The 16999-nt window shown below is 45.0% G+C and carries 16 protein-coding genes; 2 read left to right on the top strand and 14 right to left on the bottom strand.

Features of this window, described 5'->3' with window-relative positions:
* Window positions 1–5 precede the first annotated feature (5 nt).
* The 14 genes from ACMN7X_RS01390 to mraZ all read right to left on the bottom strand — a co-directional run bounded on the left by ACMN7X_RS01390 (window position 6) and on the right by mraZ (window position 14838).
* Window positions 6–521 carry a sigma-E processing peptidase SpoIIGA gene (locus tag ACMN7X_RS01390; protein ID WP_418745714.1) on the bottom strand — a complete coding sequence of 172 codons (516 nt, stop codon included), beginning with the start codon at window positions 519–521 and terminating at the stop codon, window positions 6–8.
* A 205-nt stretch (window positions 522–726) separates the two neighbouring features.
* On the bottom strand, window positions 727–915 hold the full coding sequence (locus ACMN7X_RS01385; RefSeq protein WP_418745713.1) for a hypothetical protein: 189 nt from the start codon (window positions 913–915) through the stop codon (window positions 727–729).
* Window positions 896–1456: a hypothetical protein gene (locus ACMN7X_RS01380; protein WP_418745712.1), complete on the bottom strand. Its 561-nt coding sequence runs from the start codon at window positions 1454–1456 to the stop codon at window positions 896–898. The genes ACMN7X_RS01385 and ACMN7X_RS01380 overlap by 20 nt, the downstream gene beginning before the upstream one ends.
* 310 nt (window positions 1457–1766) lie before the next feature.
* On the bottom strand, window positions 1767–2894 hold the full coding sequence (gene ftsZ, locus ACMN7X_RS01375; protein ID WP_178042730.1) for a cell division protein FtsZ: 1128 nt from the start codon (window positions 2892–2894) through the stop codon (window positions 1767–1769).
* Window positions 2895–2990: 96 nt separating this feature from the next.
* The gene (locus ACMN7X_RS01370; RefSeq protein WP_418745711.1) at window positions 2991–3866 is read right to left on the bottom strand and encodes a cell division protein FtsQ/DivIB; all 876 of its coding nucleotides are present in this window, start codon (window positions 3864–3866) and stop codon (window positions 2991–2993) included.
* A gap of 27 nt (window positions 3867–3893) precedes the next feature.
* Complete coding sequence (murA, locus tag ACMN7X_RS01365; RefSeq protein WP_418745710.1) at window positions 3894–5162, bottom strand: UDP-N-acetylglucosamine 1-carboxyvinyltransferase; 1269 nt, start codon at window positions 5160–5162, stop codon at window positions 3894–3896.
* A 62-nt stretch (window positions 5163–5224) separates the two neighbouring features.
* Window positions 5225–6358 (bottom strand): putative lipid II flippase FtsW, encoded by a 1134-nt coding sequence (gene ftsW, locus ACMN7X_RS01360; RefSeq protein ID WP_418745709.1) that lies wholly within the window; start codon window positions 6356–6358, stop codon window positions 5225–5227.
* A 25-nt stretch (window positions 6359–6383) separates the two neighbouring features.
* A complete protein-coding gene (gene murD, locus ACMN7X_RS01355) occupies window positions 6384–7745 on the bottom strand; it encodes a UDP-N-acetylmuramoyl-L-alanine--D-glutamate ligase (protein WP_418745708.1) in 1362 nt (453 codons plus the stop codon).
* A 35-nt stretch (window positions 7746–7780) separates the two neighbouring features.
* Window positions 7781–8752, bottom strand: coding sequence for a phospho-N-acetylmuramoyl-pentapeptide-transferase (mraY, locus tag ACMN7X_RS01350; protein ID WP_418745707.1), 972 nt, complete (start codon window positions 8750–8752; stop codon window positions 7781–7783).
* 80 nt (window positions 8753–8832) lie between these two features.
* On the bottom strand, window positions 8833–10593 hold the full coding sequence (locus ACMN7X_RS01345) for a peptidoglycan D,D-transpeptidase FtsI family protein (protein WP_418745706.1): 1761 nt from the start codon (window positions 10591–10593) through the stop codon (window positions 8833–8835).
* 45 nt (window positions 10594–10638) lie between these two features.
* Entirely contained in the window at window positions 10639–12780 is a 2142-nt protein-coding gene (locus ACMN7X_RS01340; protein WP_418745705.1) for a peptidoglycan D,D-transpeptidase FtsI family protein, read from the bottom strand.
* A gap of 59 nt (window positions 12781–12839) precedes the next feature.
* Window positions 12840–13361 carry a hypothetical protein gene (locus tag ACMN7X_RS01335; RefSeq protein ID WP_418745704.1) on the bottom strand — a complete coding sequence of 174 codons (522 nt, stop codon included), beginning with the start codon at window positions 13359–13361 and terminating at the stop codon, window positions 12840–12842.
* 69 nt (window positions 13362–13430) lie between these two features.
* On the bottom strand, window positions 13431–14372 hold the full coding sequence (gene rsmH / locus ACMN7X_RS01330; RefSeq protein WP_418745703.1) for a 16S rRNA (cytosine(1402)-N(4))-methyltransferase RsmH: 942 nt from the start codon (window positions 14370–14372) through the stop codon (window positions 13431–13433).
* Between the two features lie 28 nt (window positions 14373–14400).
* On the bottom strand, window positions 14401–14838 hold the full coding sequence (gene mraZ / locus ACMN7X_RS01325) for a division/cell wall cluster transcriptional repressor MraZ (RefSeq protein ID WP_418745702.1): 438 nt from the start codon (window positions 14836–14838) through the stop codon (window positions 14401–14403).
* A gap of 263 nt (window positions 14839–15101) precedes the next feature.
* Here mraZ and ychF point away from each other — a divergent pair, with 263 nt between their 5' ends.
* Window positions 15102–16199 carry a redox-regulated ATPase YchF gene (gene ychF / locus ACMN7X_RS01320; RefSeq protein ID WP_418745701.1) on the top strand — a complete coding sequence of 366 codons (1098 nt, stop codon included), beginning with the start codon at window positions 15102–15104 and terminating at the stop codon, window positions 16197–16199.
* A gap of 228 nt (window positions 16200–16427) precedes the next feature.
* Window positions 16428–16999, top strand: a 572-nt coding sequence (locus ACMN7X_RS01315; protein WP_418745700.1) for a response regulator transcription factor, incomplete at its 3' end; no start/stop codon positions are given.

Genomic DNA, 16999 nt, shown 5'->3' with positions numbered 1-16999 from the left:
ACACATTACTTTTTCAGAATATCCGGATGCACAATGGCACTATATTCCCCACTTTTACTGATTTTTCCGGGATAAATGCCAATAATACACCCACTCTGCTCATATTTTCGTCCCTGATTTTGAAAAATCAGCTTATCTGCCGTAATACCAAACAACACTCCATCCTTCTTTCCGATGGAATGATATGGAATTGCCCGAATTCCCGGAATACTTTTTCCGTTTTTCAGGCAGGTTTTTAAATGCTCATATTCCACCAGACAGACCGGTTTCCCGGTCAAAGGCTCATACAAACAATTTCCCGTATCCAAAAGCGCTTTGATCATCACGGTACATCCATTCAGATGTATCTGTAGATTTCCGCTGCATTTTTTTAATCCATATTCTTCTGTAAAATGGGTGTGGTAGAAAATGATTGGGCACAAACTTCCAATGAGAAAGAAGCACCCGCATAAAAGAATCTGCTGGTGAACAGATTTTATCGGATGAGAATGTGAGAAAGAAAACCTTATTCTATTTGACAAGCGGTTGATAACGGGTCCAAATCACCTCCTGAAAATGATTGAGATTATTATAACTCAAAACCGGAAAATATTTTGTCAAACGGTTGTCCTGTTTCCATAAAATGTTTCCACCGTTTTCTACAAAACATGATATTAAAAAAGTTATTTGAGAAAAACCAACTTATTTTCCCAAATAACTCTTCATGTTCTTTATACAATTCTGTAACTATATTTTAAATTTTTTTATTTCATCCGCTGTCAGCTCAACCAGCTTTTTCCCCTTTCGCCTTGCATAACGAGAAAGTTCCAATAAATTAACGTGACAAGACGGCGCATTTTCATACGGATCTGGTGTTTCATAATATCTTTTTTGTCTGACCTTTCCATCTATGAATCTAGGTTTCATTCCACTCATAATGATACACCTCCAATAAAGCTTTAGCCTGAATCTCATCAATAAAAAACTGATATTGATGCAGCATCCCCAAATATTCTGCATGAAATACTTCTATGTAATGGGACAACAATTCTTTATTTGCAGCAAATCCATGAACAGCTCCTTCATATCCCCATTGTTTCGATTTATCTGCCGCAATGGCAAAAAGATGCCCGCCAACACCTGTATATTTTTTCTTCCCATACTCATAACTATTATTTTGCGGTGCGGCACAGGCCCAGTGCATATAAGCTGCGTTAGAACTTTTATCATTTCGGATACCTACCAGTCCCTGTATCTCATCGCTGCCCTTTAATGCCAACGCATATACCTCGACAGTTTCAGGTATTTTATCCCAATTAATATGCCATCCATTTACCTTCTGAAATTTTTTTAAACATTTTCGGCTTTCTATTTTGAAAACAACAGTATCCTTTTCTTCTCCTGTCTCAGTATCCCTCAAACATGAAACTATTCCATCTATCCAAATATCAATACAGCCTTGTTCTATAGTATTCAAATGATTACCTCTTAATTATACCAAAAATAATATTTTTTTCATAGTCCTATTAACACTATGACATATTTCTTTTATTTTATCACTTCAAAAATACCGCAATTTTCGATAAATATTTTAATTTTACATGATAACCGGATAGGGGAAGGTTCCCTTCCCTATCCGCCGCGATATCGCGGTCAGCTCACAGCGATAGCTGTCCGTTGTCCGGAGGGTGTCTGCCCGTGCAAGCACGGCAGCCGCCCTCCGAGCTTATCACGCAAAAAAACCTTCCAAAATCATCTCTGAATTTTGGAAGGTTTTTCCCTGAATATTATTTCTTCTGTAAGAAGCTCGGAATCTGGATAGTGCTTGTTCCAACGGTAGCTTCACTCTTCGTTATCGGTGTTCTCGGAGTCGGAGCCGCTGTCTTGAAGGAAGATGCGCCGCTGTTAAATGCTGGACGTTCATTGGCTTTCTTCATGAAAGTAGATGTCTGTCCGGCACTTTCCTGCGCCTCAAGCCCTGTTGCAATAACCGTGATGGAACATGTATCCGGTGTGCTTTCATCATACATCGCACCGAAGATGATGTTTGCGGATTCACCGGCAAGCTCTTCAACATACATTGCTGCTTCATTCGCTTCAATAAGGCCGATATCACCGGAAATGTTGATGACGATATCTGTAGCGCCCTCAATCGTTGTTTCCAGCAATGGGCTGGTTGTTGCCTGCTTAACGGCATCCAAAGCCTTGTCATCACCATGGCCTTCGCCGATACCGATATGGGCGATACCCTTATCCTTCATAACTGTCTGAATATCAGCAAAGTCAAGGTTGATCAAACCAGGAACATTGATCAGATCCGTGATACCCTGAACACCCTGCTGCAATACTTCGTCAGCTTTCTTCAAAGCTTCCGGCATGGATGTACGGCGATCTACGATCTCAAGTAATTTATCATTTGGAATGATGATCAATGTATCTACATTTTCTTTCAGATTTTCGATACCCATATTGGCATTGACCATTCTCTGTTTTGCTTCAAAACGGAAAGGTTTCGTTACAACGCCAACTGTCAGACATCCGAGACTTTTTGCAATTCCCGCGACAACCGGAGCTGCGCCTGTACCTGTGCCGCCTCCCATACCGCAGGTAACAAATACCATGTCTGCACCTTTGATCAATTCTGTCAGTTCATCAACACTTTCTTCTGCGGCCTTTGCCCCAACTTCTGGTTTTGCTCCGGCACCAAGTCCTTTTGTCAGCTTTTCACCAATCTGAACAAGCTGATTTGCTTTACACAACTGTAAAGCCTGTCTATCTGTATTTACGCCAATGAATTCCACACCGACAATATTTTCTTCAATCATACGGTTTACTGCATTGTTTCCGGCGCCGCCAACACCGATAACAAGTATTTTAGCTGCTGCATCCATTTCATTTGTTTTTATCTCAAGCAAGGTAGTTCCTCCTTTTAATATTAATATCTTTTTTTCTCAATTTGCACTATCATATTATATAATATAGTTTTTCGTAAAAATAATCAACCGTTTCTTTTAATTTTCTTTTGTAAAAATGATAGAATTTTTTGTCGAATCATAGTTCTCCAGATGTAATATTCCACGAATTTGCTCCGTTTCCTGCATATTGAGGAGTTCCGGCAGTAAATTCGCCAATTCTGCGATTTTTCCTTCCAGCAGAACCGGTGCGCCCATGCCTACCCGAATACCCTCATTTATATAGATTGTAAAGTATCCATCTTCTCCAATCGCTATCTCTTCCGGGACAATTTCGTAATCCGCAAGCAATCGACACAATTCCATCATACCTTTATAGGCCGTCCTGTTTTCTATAGATACGTCCTGGCCGATTTCCATGTTTTCGGCTTCAACGCCGGTGATCAAAGGCACCGTATCCCGTTTTTCGGACAGCGACTCCTGAATCACACCGTTATCATCAAAATAAAAGTAGGTTTTCCCTTCTTTCAGACATCCAAGTATTCCTGTCTCACCGACTTCAATACAAATCATATTCCGGTTTTCCATTTTCACCTGAATGTCCTCTATAAAAGGAACATCCTCCACTCTATATCGAAAATATCTCAGATAACAGATCAATGTGTTCGGAGCATCTTCAGGAAAGCCGATAAGTGTCTTTATTTCATCGGCGGTGTAATTCTTATTGCCAATGACCCGGACTTCATCCAGTCGAAAGCCATAAATCACCACGCCCACTGTCACCGCCAGAACTACCAATATACCGGCAATAATTTTCAGTCCCCGATGACTTTTTTGAACAGGCCTGCTGTCCTCTTCATCCCAGACGGCTTCCCCATCTTCATCTTCTTCTTCATATTCTTCAAATTCCTGCTCTAAATCTTCTAATGTTTCAAATTCCTCAAACTCTTCATCCTGATAATAATTCTTATCCACGGTATATCCACCTATTTTCCAATAAACTCAACCCTCACGGGCATCCCTGCTATGTCTTATTTCTGCGCCAAGCTGTGTCAAATCTTTGCATATATCCTGATAACCACGCTCTACAAAGATGGAGTTTTCGACGATAGTATCACCCTCTGCCATCAGACCCGCAATCACAAGCGCCGCTCCGCCACGCAGGTCTCTCGCAGATACATGGCAGCCCTTCAATTTCCTGACGCCGCGAATTACAGCTCTGTTATTTTTTATTTGTATATCCGCCCCCATCTTCTGAAGTTCCCCGGCCGTTCGAAAACGATTTTCAAAAATATGCTCGTAAATAACACTTTCGCCCCGCGCCGTGGCAAGTACCGCCATCAGCTGAGACTGCATATCCGTAGGAAACCCCGGAAATGGCTGGGTATGAATATCCTCAACCGCAAAAAGCCTTCGGACCGATTTCAGGCGGACTCCCTTTTCCGTCATCCGAACCTCACAGCCCATAGCTTCACACAAGTGCAGCAGGCAGTGCATATGCTGTTCTGCCACATTTAAAAGTTCTATTTCACCGCCGGTCCCGGCAACAGCCAGTAAATATGTCCCGGCAACAATCCGGTCACTCATGACCCTGTACTCTGTATGGTGCAATGAACATTTTCCCAGGATACCGATTCTGTCTGTACCGGCCCCATAAATGCTCACACCCATCGCCGAAAGGAATCCGGCCAGATCGGATACCTCCGGCTCCTTCGCCGCATTCTGTATCCATGTGATCCCCTCCGCCATAGCGCCGGCCATCATCAGATTCTCTGTGGCACCCACACTCGGATAAGGAAGCACGATCCGTGCTCCCGAAAGTCCTTCGGTTTCACAGCGAATGGCCCCATCCACCTCTTCAATATGTACTCCCATCTGCTCCAGCGCTTTCAGATGGATATCCACCGGCCGCGCCCCGATCGTACAGCCACCGGGATAATCCAATGTCATATGACGGCATCGTCCCAATGCCGCTCCCAGAAGCAGGATTGAAGAACGCATCTTTCCGATACATTCCCGGGAAATATTCTCCAAACATATCTCCGACGCATCAATCTGAAGCATGTCGTCCTGATAAACGACCCCGCAGCCGATACTTCGAAGAATTTTTATCATGTATCTTACATCCAGAATATCCGGGCATCCCCGGATAACTGTCACACCCTGGTATAAAAGTGATGCCGCAATAATCGGCAGTGCGGCATTTTTTGAACCGTGCACATGAAGCTGACCGTTCAACGGCCGACCGCCGGATATGAGATAGGATGACACAGCAATTACCTCCGAACATAGACTATAACATATTCTATGCGGAAATATTTCAAATGTTCCTGTTATCGCTGAAATCGAATCCCCCGCGATACGCTTAGAACCAATCCGATCTCACACAGGAGAAAAGTGACCGATGTGCCGCCGTAACTGATAAAAGGCAAAGGGATCCCCGTATTCGGCAATGTATTGGTCACAACGCCGATGTTGATGATCACCTGCAGGCCGATCTGGGCCATAACGCCGACAACAATGAGAGCGCCATATAAATCCGACGCATTATTTGCAATAATCATACACCGCCAGAGTAATAAGATAAATAACAAAATAATGGCAACAGCGCCAAACAATCCTAATTCTTCGCAGATAATCGAGAAGATCATATCATTATGGGCCTCCGGAACATAGGACAATTTCTGAATACTTCGTCCGAGCCCTTTTCCAAAAACGCCGCCGGAACCAATGGCATAAAGAGCCTGGCGGGTCTGATAGGCATTATCCGAAGTCTCCACATGCAGCCAGGCCTCAATTCTGTCCAGCCGATAGGCCGCCACCCGCAAAAATACAAGCATAACGCCAACCCCGGCGCCGACAACGCCGAAAAATATTTTATATTGATTGCTTGCAACAAAAATAATGATAAAAGCAATTCCCAACATAATAATTCCCGTGCTCAGGTTTGACACCGTAACAAGAAGAACCATCGGCAGGACCAACGCAAAGCATTTGACAACGCCGCGCCAGTTTTTCAGCTGTTTCACTCCCTGGCTCGCCACATGGGCCAGAAAGATAATTAATACGGCTTTGGCAATCTCCGAGGGCTGAAACCGTAATGGACCGATCTCGATCCACCGCCGCTGCCCATGGCTGGCCGCCCCATAAATAAGAACAATGCCCAGGAGTACATTCATCACGATATAGGCCATAAATGTAAACCGTTTCCAGAAATGATAGGGAATCCGGCTGATCACTGTCATCCCCGCCATGCCTCCGACAGCAAACAGGCACTGCCGTTTCAGATAAAAAAAGGAATCTCCGTTATTGACGATCTGCGAATTATATGCGCTGGTACTATAAATCATTACAAGTCCAAAGCAAACCAGAAAGATAACGATGAACAACAGGCTATAGTCAAAATATTTTTCTGTCTTCACCCGGGTTTGCTCTTTTTTTTCAATTGCTGCTGCTTCCCGCGCCATGTTCATCACCTCTACTTTTTAAGCTTCAATCTGCCAGTTTATGGACGAACTCTTTAAACATCCGTCCCCTCTCTTCATAACTCTTAAACATATCCCAACTTGCGCAGGCCGGCGAGAGAAGAACCGCATCCCCGCTCTCAGCCTTCCGGGAACAGACTTTAACCGCCTCTTCCAGACTTTCCGTCATAATAATATTTTCAAATCCATGACGGCGGGCACATTCGGCAATTTTGTTTGCCGTTTCCCCGAGAAGTACAAGATAACGTACTTTACCGTCAAAAGCATCGATCCATTCATCATAAGCGCTCTGCTTATCATAGCCTCCGCCGATCAACAGCGTCGGGCGCACCATCGCCTGAATCGCTTTGATAGCCGCATCCGGATTTGTTCCCTTCGAATCATTATAATAGGAAACGCCTTTCTTCTCTGTCACATACTCAATTCTGTGCTCAACGCCCATAAATGTTGTAATTGTCTCCCGGATCTTTTCTATCGGCACACCGACACAGCGGGCCATAGCCACGGCAGCCATGATGTTTTCCATGTTATGAAGGCCGAGGATCTTCAAGCCGCTGGCACTGCAGATGACCTCCAATTCGCCGTCCTTTGCATAGTAAATTTTCTTATCATGAAAATAATAGCCATCTTCCAAAACCTGTGTACTGGAAAAATAAATCACCTGCGGCACTGCCGATTCCCCGATCGCCCGTGTCAGCGGATCATCATAATTGAGAATCACAAAATCTTCCGCCGTCTGATTTTTCATGACATTTTTCTTCGCACTGACATAGCCCTCCATCGTATGATGACGGTTCAGATGATCCGGCGTCAAATTTAAAATAGCGCTGACTCTCGGATGAAATTCATCCACCGTCTCCAGCTGGAAACTGGATGTCTCCGCCACCACATAGCCGTTTTCTGTTGTATCCATCGCCACACCTGCATAGGAAGTTCCTATATTTCCGACAACATGAACTTCACTGTAGTAATTTTTTAATATCTCTCCCACCAATGTTGTTGTGGTCGTCTTGCCGTTTGTCCCCGTGATCGCCAGCACGGTCCCTCTCGCAAACTGATCCGCCAGTTCAAGCTCACCCCAGATCAAAACGCCCGCATTGCGCATACGATTTACAAAATCCACATCTGTCGGGACTCCCGGACTTAAAACGGCAATATCCAAAGTGGAGATAATATCGTCGCCCAATTCTCCGATAATGATTTTTATATCCTTTTTTTCAGGAAGCTTTTCCTGAATTTCCTCCACGGTCAATTTTATATTTCCATCATAAAGAATCACCCGGGCATCCGTCTTCATGAGCAGCCCGACTGCTCCCATTCCGCTGATCCCCGTACCTGCAACAAGTACCGTCTTATTTTTTAAATCCATATGTATTTCCCTCCCGTTTATCCCGATTTTTTAAATTAAAGCGCTAAAAATCCAATCAGACATAAAATGGCCGTCACAATCGAAAAAACAGCAACAACCTTTGTTTCCGGCCATCCGCTCAATTCGAAATGGTGATGAATCGGCGCCATCTTAAAGAAGCGTTTGCCGCCTGTCTTTTTAAAATAGACAACCTGAATCATCACAGAGATAACTTCAATCAGATAGATCAAGCCAAAAATGACGATAAACAACTGCATATTCATCATACTGGCCGTTGCGGCCACAAAGCCGCCCAACGCCAAAGACCCCGTATCTCCCATGAAGACTCTCGCCGGATAAACATTAAATAATAAAAATCCCAGAAGGCTGCCTGCAACCGCCGCAGTCACCGGTGACAAACCGCTGCCTGTTCCCGCAGCAACCACTGTCAAAAACACTGCAACCAATACGGTGACACTGGAAAGCAGTCCATCCAATCCATCCGTAAAATTCGTTCCATTGACCGTTCCCAAAAATACGATAAACATAAAAATAATAAACAGCCACCACGGCAAATGGATATATGATCCGTTTGTAAATCCGCCGGTAAAGGGAATAAGAATGCCCGTACCCGCATCCGTAAAATTCATTAAATAATAAATAAATACACCCGTGACAACAAACTGTCCCGCCATCTTCTGCAAAGGCGTCAGTCCGAGATTTCTTTTCTTAACAACTTTAATATAATCATCCATAAATCCAATGATCCCAAATCCCAGGGTAGAGAAAGCCACAGGGATGATCGCCGGATAAGCTTTCATATAGAACAGTGATGTGATGATCACACTGATAATAAAGATCACACCGCCCATCGTGGGAGTTCCGGATTTTTTCTGATGGGCTTTCGGCCCTTCATCCCGGATAAACTGTCCGAATTTTAATTTGTGAAGAAAAGGAATGACCACCGGGCACAACAGTGCGCTGATGGCAAAAGCAATAATTGCTGGTAACACAATTGTATATTTCATAATTACACCTCTCGTTGAATTCTTTCGTATTCTGTCCAAATTAAAAATTATAATACCTTACCTTTGCCTTGTAAAGTATTTCAGGACAAATCATCCCCTGTTTCCTCCTGCGTTTCTTCCTGTTTATCCTCTGGAAACAGATAAGGCAGCACCATTTCATAAATCTCACTCATCACCGGCGCCGCAATTGTTCCTCCGTAATAGGTTCCCACCGGCTCGTCAATTAAAATAATACCGATGATCTCCGGATTTTCCACCGGAGAAAAGCCGATAAAAGAGGCAATATACTTCCCCGAACCCCTCGGCAGTTTTTGGGAGGTCGCTGTTTTCCCGCCCACTTCATAACCGGTCACCTGGCCGTTTTTCCCGGTTCCTTCAGATACGACCAAACCGAGTAATTCCTTCATCGTTTCTGAAGTTTCTTCACTGATAGCTCCGCTTTTGACCGGATAGTCGAAAACATTCTGTGTGTTTCCCTCGGAATCCGTCGTATACATTCCGAAATGGGGCGTCACCAGGTTTCCTCCGTTGATCACGGCGCTCACAGCCCTCAAAAGCTGCAGAGGCGTGATCTGAAAGGACTGTCCGAAGGATATGGTTGCCAATTCCACGGCGCCCACATTTTCTATCTTATGCATGATCGAGGTGGCTTCACCCGGAAGATCCACCCCCGTTTTTTCAAACAGGCCCAGTTTTTCAAAATATTCATACAGGCCCTCGATCCCCACCCGGGCTCCCACATCCATAAATACCGGATTGCAGGAATTCATAAATCCCTCGGTAAAGGTCTCGCTTCCATGCCCGCCTGTTTTATGGCACCGTATTTTCCGGTCTGCCACCACCCGGAATCCGGGACACGAAAATGTATCATTCAGGGTCACCACATTTTTTTCCAAAGCCGATGTGGCTGTGATGATTTTAAATGTGGAACCGGGTTCATATGTATCATTAATGCAGCCGTTGCGCCACATCTGATTCAGCAGATCCTGAGTATTTGCGGATTCATCCCCCGCGATCGACTCAATTAAGGTAAACGGCTCATTCAGATTGAATTCCGGCACATTTACCATCGCATAAATTTCCCCATTCTGGGGATTCATAAGAATAACCGAAACACTTTTTGCCTGTTTCTGTTTCATCACTTTCTCAGCCACCTGAGTCACATAGGATTGAATATTATAATCCAGACTCAGATGAAGGCTTTCGCCCATGACCGGCTCTACTCTGGTCTCAGCGCTGTTCTCCACTTCGATCCCGCGGACATCTGTCACTGTCAGAATACGTCCCTCATCGCCCTGCAGATAATCATCGTACATGACTTCCAAGCCAATGATTCCCTGATTATCCCCACCGGTAAATCCGATGGTTTTCGCCGCCAGAGCATCAAATGGATAGTATCTGGAATAATCCTCATCCACCATAACGCCGTCCAGCTTATAGCTTCGAATTAAATCTCCGGTTTCTTTTGGCACATTTGAACGGATTTTTTCGATAGAAGAAACTTTTTCCACCCGCTTGCGGACTTTCTCCTCATCCAGCTCCAGGGTTTCGGACAACACCTGAATCACCTGCTCCGGATCGGTTATCTGATTATGTATGACAGAAATTGTGCACACCGACTGGTTTGTTGCCAGGGCTACGCCGTTTCTGTCATAGATAATGCCCCGCTCCGCTTTAATCACCCGTTCCCTTTCATGCAGATCATCTGCCCGCTCTTTATAATATTGGGAACGATTGACCATAATGTACCACATCCGGGCAAGAAGCACTGCCAGCAAAAATATCAGCATCAGCAAGACGACCAAAGTCTTCCTGCGTTGATAGTTTTTTGTCGTCTCCATGAACAATGAAACCTTCCCACAGACATTTGGTATACTATATTAATATTACTCTGTATTTATACCATTTTGTTCCATATATTCCGCCAGATCATCCCAGTAGTATTCTCCGGTAATATCATCATAGCCATCACCGTCTTCATCAACCCACTGGCTCACAAAGCTCTCCAAATCTGAGGTTGAACTGCTGCCTTCTCCAGCCTGTCCGCCCTCCGTATCCTCACTGTCTTCCGGCGTATCGTCCGCATTTGTCTCCTGAACAGCGCCCCACTGATAATTGCCGGCATCGCCGCCGTTTCCCGCGGCCGCCTCGCCGTTTTCAGGAAATACCTGAAGGTAAGGAAGAATCTCCCGCAGAATATCGCCGGCCATTTTTGTCGGCGCTCCACTGTCCTCCTGATTATCCTCAAGCTCATCAATGACAACATATACAACAACTCTCGGATTTTCCACCGGGGCAAATCCGATAAAGGATACAACATATTTTCCACTGCCACGCGGAACTTTCTCCGCCGTACCTGTTTTACCGCCAATCGTATAACCGTCGACTCTGGCCGCCGTACCTGTCGTATTCGGACCGTCATCCGCAACTGTCTGGTGCATGGCTTCTTTCAGCCAATCACAGGTTTCCTCGGAAAGAGTGTTTCGCACAAGCACTTTTTCAAAAGATTTTACAACCTGCCCGTTTTCCGTTGTGATCTCACGGACAACATGGGGCTGGTAATAATGACCGCCGTTGAGGATTGAAGAAAAGGCCGCAACCATTTGAACCATTGTCAGGTTAAAGCCCTGCCCAAAAGCACTGGTCGCCAACTCAAAACTTCCCATTGTCGATTCATCAAAAACCAGATTCTCCGCGCTGGCCTCTCCCGGAAGGTCAATTCCGGTGACCTGCCCAAAGCCGTACAACCGATGGTATTTAACCATATCCTCCGATCCGATACGGCTTCCGATCTGCATCAGGGCATCGTTGCAGGACCACATGATCGCCTCCTGCAATGTTGTTGTTCCATGCCCATATACGTTATGGCACTGGATATGCTGCATACCCACGCCGTCAAAAAGGTCCTCACCGCCATCGCAGTTAAAACTGTCACTGACAGACACCTTGCTCTCATCCAACGCCGCTCCGATCGTCAGCGGCTTTATAGTCGACCCTGCTTCAAACGTATCACTGACACAGAAATTACGCCACACGTCATATAATATCTCTGTCTCTTCCGTATCGCTGAAGTCTTTTATCTCCTCTTCGGTGTAATAAGCTGTCAAATCTCTCGGCGAATTCGGGTTAAATGTCGGATAATCCGCCATCGCCAGAATCTCCCCGTTATTCGGGTCCGCCACAATAACACCTGTATGCTTACTTCCCCGCTCCTGGGCAAGCTGAGTTACATATTTCTCTACGATCCGCTGAATATTCAGATCAATGGTAGACACTAAATTATATCCATTGACCGCAGCCACCGTCGTCCGCTCGAAATCCGAATCTTCCGACAGATATCCGTATTCTCTCCCGTTGGTTCCATTGAGCATATCATTATAATAGCCCTCCAGTCCCCAGGTTCCCTGATTACCGCCGATTGTAAAACCAATTAAGGATGCTGCCAGTGAATCATAAGGATACTGTCGTAGATATTCCTCCTCAAACCATATACCCTTGATATAGGCGCTCTCCTCCTGATCCTTCTCATCCTCTGAATTCATAAAATCCTGATAGGCTTTCACTGTATCATAATCCAGTTTTTTCGCCAGCACCACATAACGGCTGTCCGGACTGTCATCCAGCACCTCGTACACCTTCGATTCATCAATGCCAAAATAATCCTCAATCGCTTCCGCCGTCGGCTCCTCACAATCCCCATTGGAATTCAATACCACATAGGGGTCAAGCACCAGATTATATACCTTTTCACTGGTTGCCAGCACAGTTCCGTTTCTGTCCCGGATGTCGCCCCGTTTAAAAGGAATACTTTTACTGTCATAATCCATCTGCGCCATAACGATTCGCGCATAAGTATCACTGTTCGATAAATTAATATATAAAAGACGCCCGATCAAAACACAGATAAAGAAAAGAATTATCAAAAAAATGAGCAGTAATTTTTTTCGATTACTGTTGCCAAACTTCTTTTCCTTTTTTTTTCGCTTTCTTCTTATAGGCCGTTCCGGAAATTGATATTGCTTTGCCAAGATGCCACACCACCTATCTATCTAAGGAAAAGCCCCCAGTAAGCTGAGGGCTTTCATATTCAGTCATCCGATGGGATTTGTCGATATTGTTTGACATAATCCTGATTCTCATTGGAATAATAATGGATCTGCCCTTCCGTAATCGCTGTCATACCAAATTCATTGACAGCCCGCTGATATACTTCCGACAAATCAACCGCACTGTTAATACGTTCTTCCATAGCCACATTTTCATTTGTAATAGTGCTCAGCTCCGATTTCAACTCGGCCACCTTTTCACTTGTCTGAAGTATCTCATTTTGGAGACTCAGATAAAAAACACACGCAGCCACTGTAACCGCCACTGAAAAAATCAAAAACACCGTGTAAGTCAAATTCAACCTCAGCGCCCGCTCCTGATTTTTCCGCGCTATCTCCTGATTTCTGCGTTTTTCAGCCCGGCGGCGGCGTTCCTCGGCCGTCCTCCGCCGTTGTTCATAGGCTTTTCTCTCCGGTTCCGCCTCCAGCTTTCGAACGGTGTTGCCTTCGATATAATAATTCGTCTGCCGCATTTGCTGTCTTCTTTTTCTGTTGTCCGGCATGATCACCGCTCCTTTCCCGAATTTCAGGGCATTTTAGTCCCATTATTTTGTCCCATTATTTTAGCCCCATTATAGATATCTGCGTTCAAAAACACGCAGTTTTGCGCTTTTCGCCCTCGGATTGATCTCCAACTCTTCCTCTGACGGAAGTATCGGTTTCCGCGTGATCACTTTGCCCATCGATTTTTTCCCACAGACACAAGCAGGAAAACTCGGCGGACATTCACACGGATTCTCACATTTCCGAAAAATATTCTTTACAATTCTGTCCTCCAGAGAATGGAAAGTAATGATGCAGATTCTCCCGCCGTCATCCAATAATTCCACCATTTCTTTCAGATGCCCCCGGAGCACTTCCAGTTCCTGATTTAATTCAATGCGGATCGCCTGAAAGGTCCGTTTGGCCGGATGTCCGCCGACAGCCCGGAACTTCATGGGAATCGCTGCCCTAATAATCTCTGTCAGCTCATCCGTTGTCTCCACCGGTTTTTCCTGTCTGGCACGGACAATATGTTTTGCAATATTTTTTGCAAATTTATCTTCACCGTAATCACGAATGATCCGATATAATTCCATCTCGCTGTAGCCGTTAATGATATCCCTGGCCGTTTTTTCCTGACGCTGGTCCATCCGCATATCCAGAGGCGCATTTTCCCGATAGCTGAATCCCCGTTCTGCCGTGTCCAGCTGATACGAGGAAACACCCAAGTCCAAAACGATGCCGTTTACCCCGGAAACTCCGAGAGACTGCAGCACCTGCTTCATATCACTATAATTGCTCCGCACAATTGTAACTTTATCACCAAAGGGTCTCAACCGTTCTCCCGCCGCCTCGATGGCCGCCGCATCCTGGTCAATTCCGATAAAACGTCCTTTTTCGCTGAGCCGGCTGCACACATGAAAGGCATGTCCTCCGCCTCCAAGTGTCCCATCCACATAGATCCCATCCGGCTGAATATTTAAATTATTGATTGTTTCTTCCAGCAAAACAGATTGGTGCTTAAATTCCACTTCAACTACCTCTTTCTTTTGCTGCCGCCTACAGAGAGATTCCTATATCCTCCATATGCTGGGCGATATCATCCATATCGTCCACATCCACATCGTTAATCTCTTCCCATTTATCTTTGCTCCAAATCTCAATACGATTTGAAACACCAACTAACACAGCTTCTTTCTCAAGCTTTGCAAATTCTCTTAAGTTGGCCGGAATTAAAATACGGCCCTGCTTGTCAATCTCACATTCCGAAGCTCCGGCCAGGAAAAACCGGCTGAACTTACGGGCATCCTTATTAGTCATCGGGAGTTCATGAATCTTACTTGTAAAACTATCCCATTCTTCTTTAGGGTACACGGAGAGACAGCCATCCAGCCCCTTCGTCAAAAAGAATCTTTCACCAAGAGATTCTCTAAGCTTCGAAGGAACGATCAGCCTGCCTTTAGCATCTAACGTATGATTATATTCACCAATAAACATACCGACCACCTGTCTCTCACTTTTGGCTCCTAAAAAAACCAATTTCCACCACTTTGTTTCACTTTCCACCACTTGTAGTTTTATTCTATATTATTTGGTTTGAGATAGCAATACCAATTTATGTTTTTTCAAAAAAAATTCATTCTTTTTTAATACATTAACGAATGTATAGTTTTTTATTACAAAATATGTTAAAATGGGTAAGAATATGAAAAGAAAGCGGCCAAAGACGGTCGCTTTGATATAAGAAAGGACGTATGAACATGAAATTAGGAATTGTCGGTCTCCCGAATGTGGGTAAGAGCACCCTCTTCAATTCATTAACAAAGGCTGGCGCTGAATCTGCCAACTATCCATTCTGCACGATTGACCCAAATGTGGGTATTGTTTCCGTGCCTGACCACCGGCTGGATGTTCTTGCGGAGCTCTATGATTCTGCGAAAATTGTTCCGGCTGTCATTGAATTCGTTGATATTGCCGGATTAGTCAAAGGTGCCTCCAAGGGCGAAGGTCTCGGCAATCAGTTTCTCTCTAATATCCGAGAAGTCGATGCTATTGTACATGTGGTACGCTGTTTTGAAAATGATAATATTGTTCATGTGGACGGAAGTATTAATCCACTACGAGATATCGAAACTATCAATCTGGAACTGATCTTCTCCGACATTGAGATCATGGAACGCCGCTATGCCAAAGTCAGCAAAGTGGCCCGCAACGACAAAGCTATGGCAAAAGAAGCCGAACTTGTAAAACGTATTATCGCTCATCTGGAAGACGGCAAAATGGCCCGCTCCCTTGAGATTGACGATGAAGAAGAACTGGCTCTCATACAAAGCTTCAATCTTCTCACATATAAGCCGGTGATCTACGCCGCCAATGTTTCCGAAGATGATCTGGCCGATGACGCCGCCGGCAATGATTTTGTTGCCTCTGTCCGGGAGTATGCCGCTTCCGAAGGTTCCGAGGTTTTTGTTATCTGCGCCCAGATTGAACAGGAGATTGCCGAATTGGATGATGATGAAAAGAAAATGTTTCTTGAAGATTTGGGGCTGGCCGAATCCGGCCTCGAAAAATTGATCAAAGCCAGCTACCGTCTGCTCGGCCTGATCAGTTATCTGACCGCCGGTCCAACCGAATCCCGCGCGTGGACCATCAAAAAAGGAACCAAGGCCCCTCAGGCCGCCGGAAAAATCCACTCGGATTTTGAGCGCGGATTTATCAAAGCCGAAGTTGTCAGCTATGATGATCTGATGGCCTGCGGTACTTATAACGCCGCCAAAGAAAAAGGGCTTGTGCGAATGGAAGGCAAAGAATACGTGGTTAAAGACGGCGATGTCGTTCTCTTCCGGTTTAATGTTTAAAAAAATTTATAAATAATCACAAAATGAAAAAGCTCTATGTATTTGAGAAATCATTCACATAGAGTTTTTTCATTTACAGCAATATGCTGATTGATGTTTTCAGCGTTCCACCAAAATGAACAGCCGTCACCGCAGATAGCCATAAAAAGAAAATAAAAATCATCCTCTGTAACATTTCGCGGACATTTGCCTGTTATACTATTTACAAAAAGGAAAGAAAGTGAGGACATGAAGCAGATTTTAATTATTGAAGATGACCGTTTTTTGAATAAGATGTTAGCCTATAACCTGACCGCAGACGGTTACAGCGTGACCTCTGCTTTAAATGCCAGAACTGCCGCCGAAGCTCTGCGCCAGCGAGAATTTGATTTAGTGCTGCTGGACATTAACCTGCCGGACGGCAACGGGTATGACCTATGCAGGCTCATTAAGCCGGAACAGCCGGACACTATTGTGATTTTCCTGACCGCAAACGATCAGGAGAGCGACCAGATACGGGGCTATGAGGCGGGCGCGGTAGATTACATCACAAAGCCCTTTGTGATTGGAGCCTTGCAGCGGAAAATCAAAGCCATGTTCGCCATGCTGGAACACCACAAACCGGCCAAAGACATTTACGATGACGGGCGGCTGTTTTTAGACTTTTCCGAACAGGCCGCAGCCTTAAATGGCAAGCCCCTGACTTTATCTCCGATGGAATTTAAGATGTTAAACCTGTTCCGTAAAAATCCCCGGCAAGTGCTGACCCGTGGACTGCTTTTAGAAAAGCTATGGGATATAGACGAGAAGTTTGTGGACGA

It is taken from the genome of Frisingicoccus sp. (assembly GCF_048388605.1).
GTDB lineage: Bacteria > Bacillota > Clostridia > Lachnospirales > Lachnospiraceae > Frisingicoccus.
The sequence above is the reverse complement of the archived record's forward strand: the minus strand, read 5'-3'. Positions and strand labels throughout refer to the sequence as shown.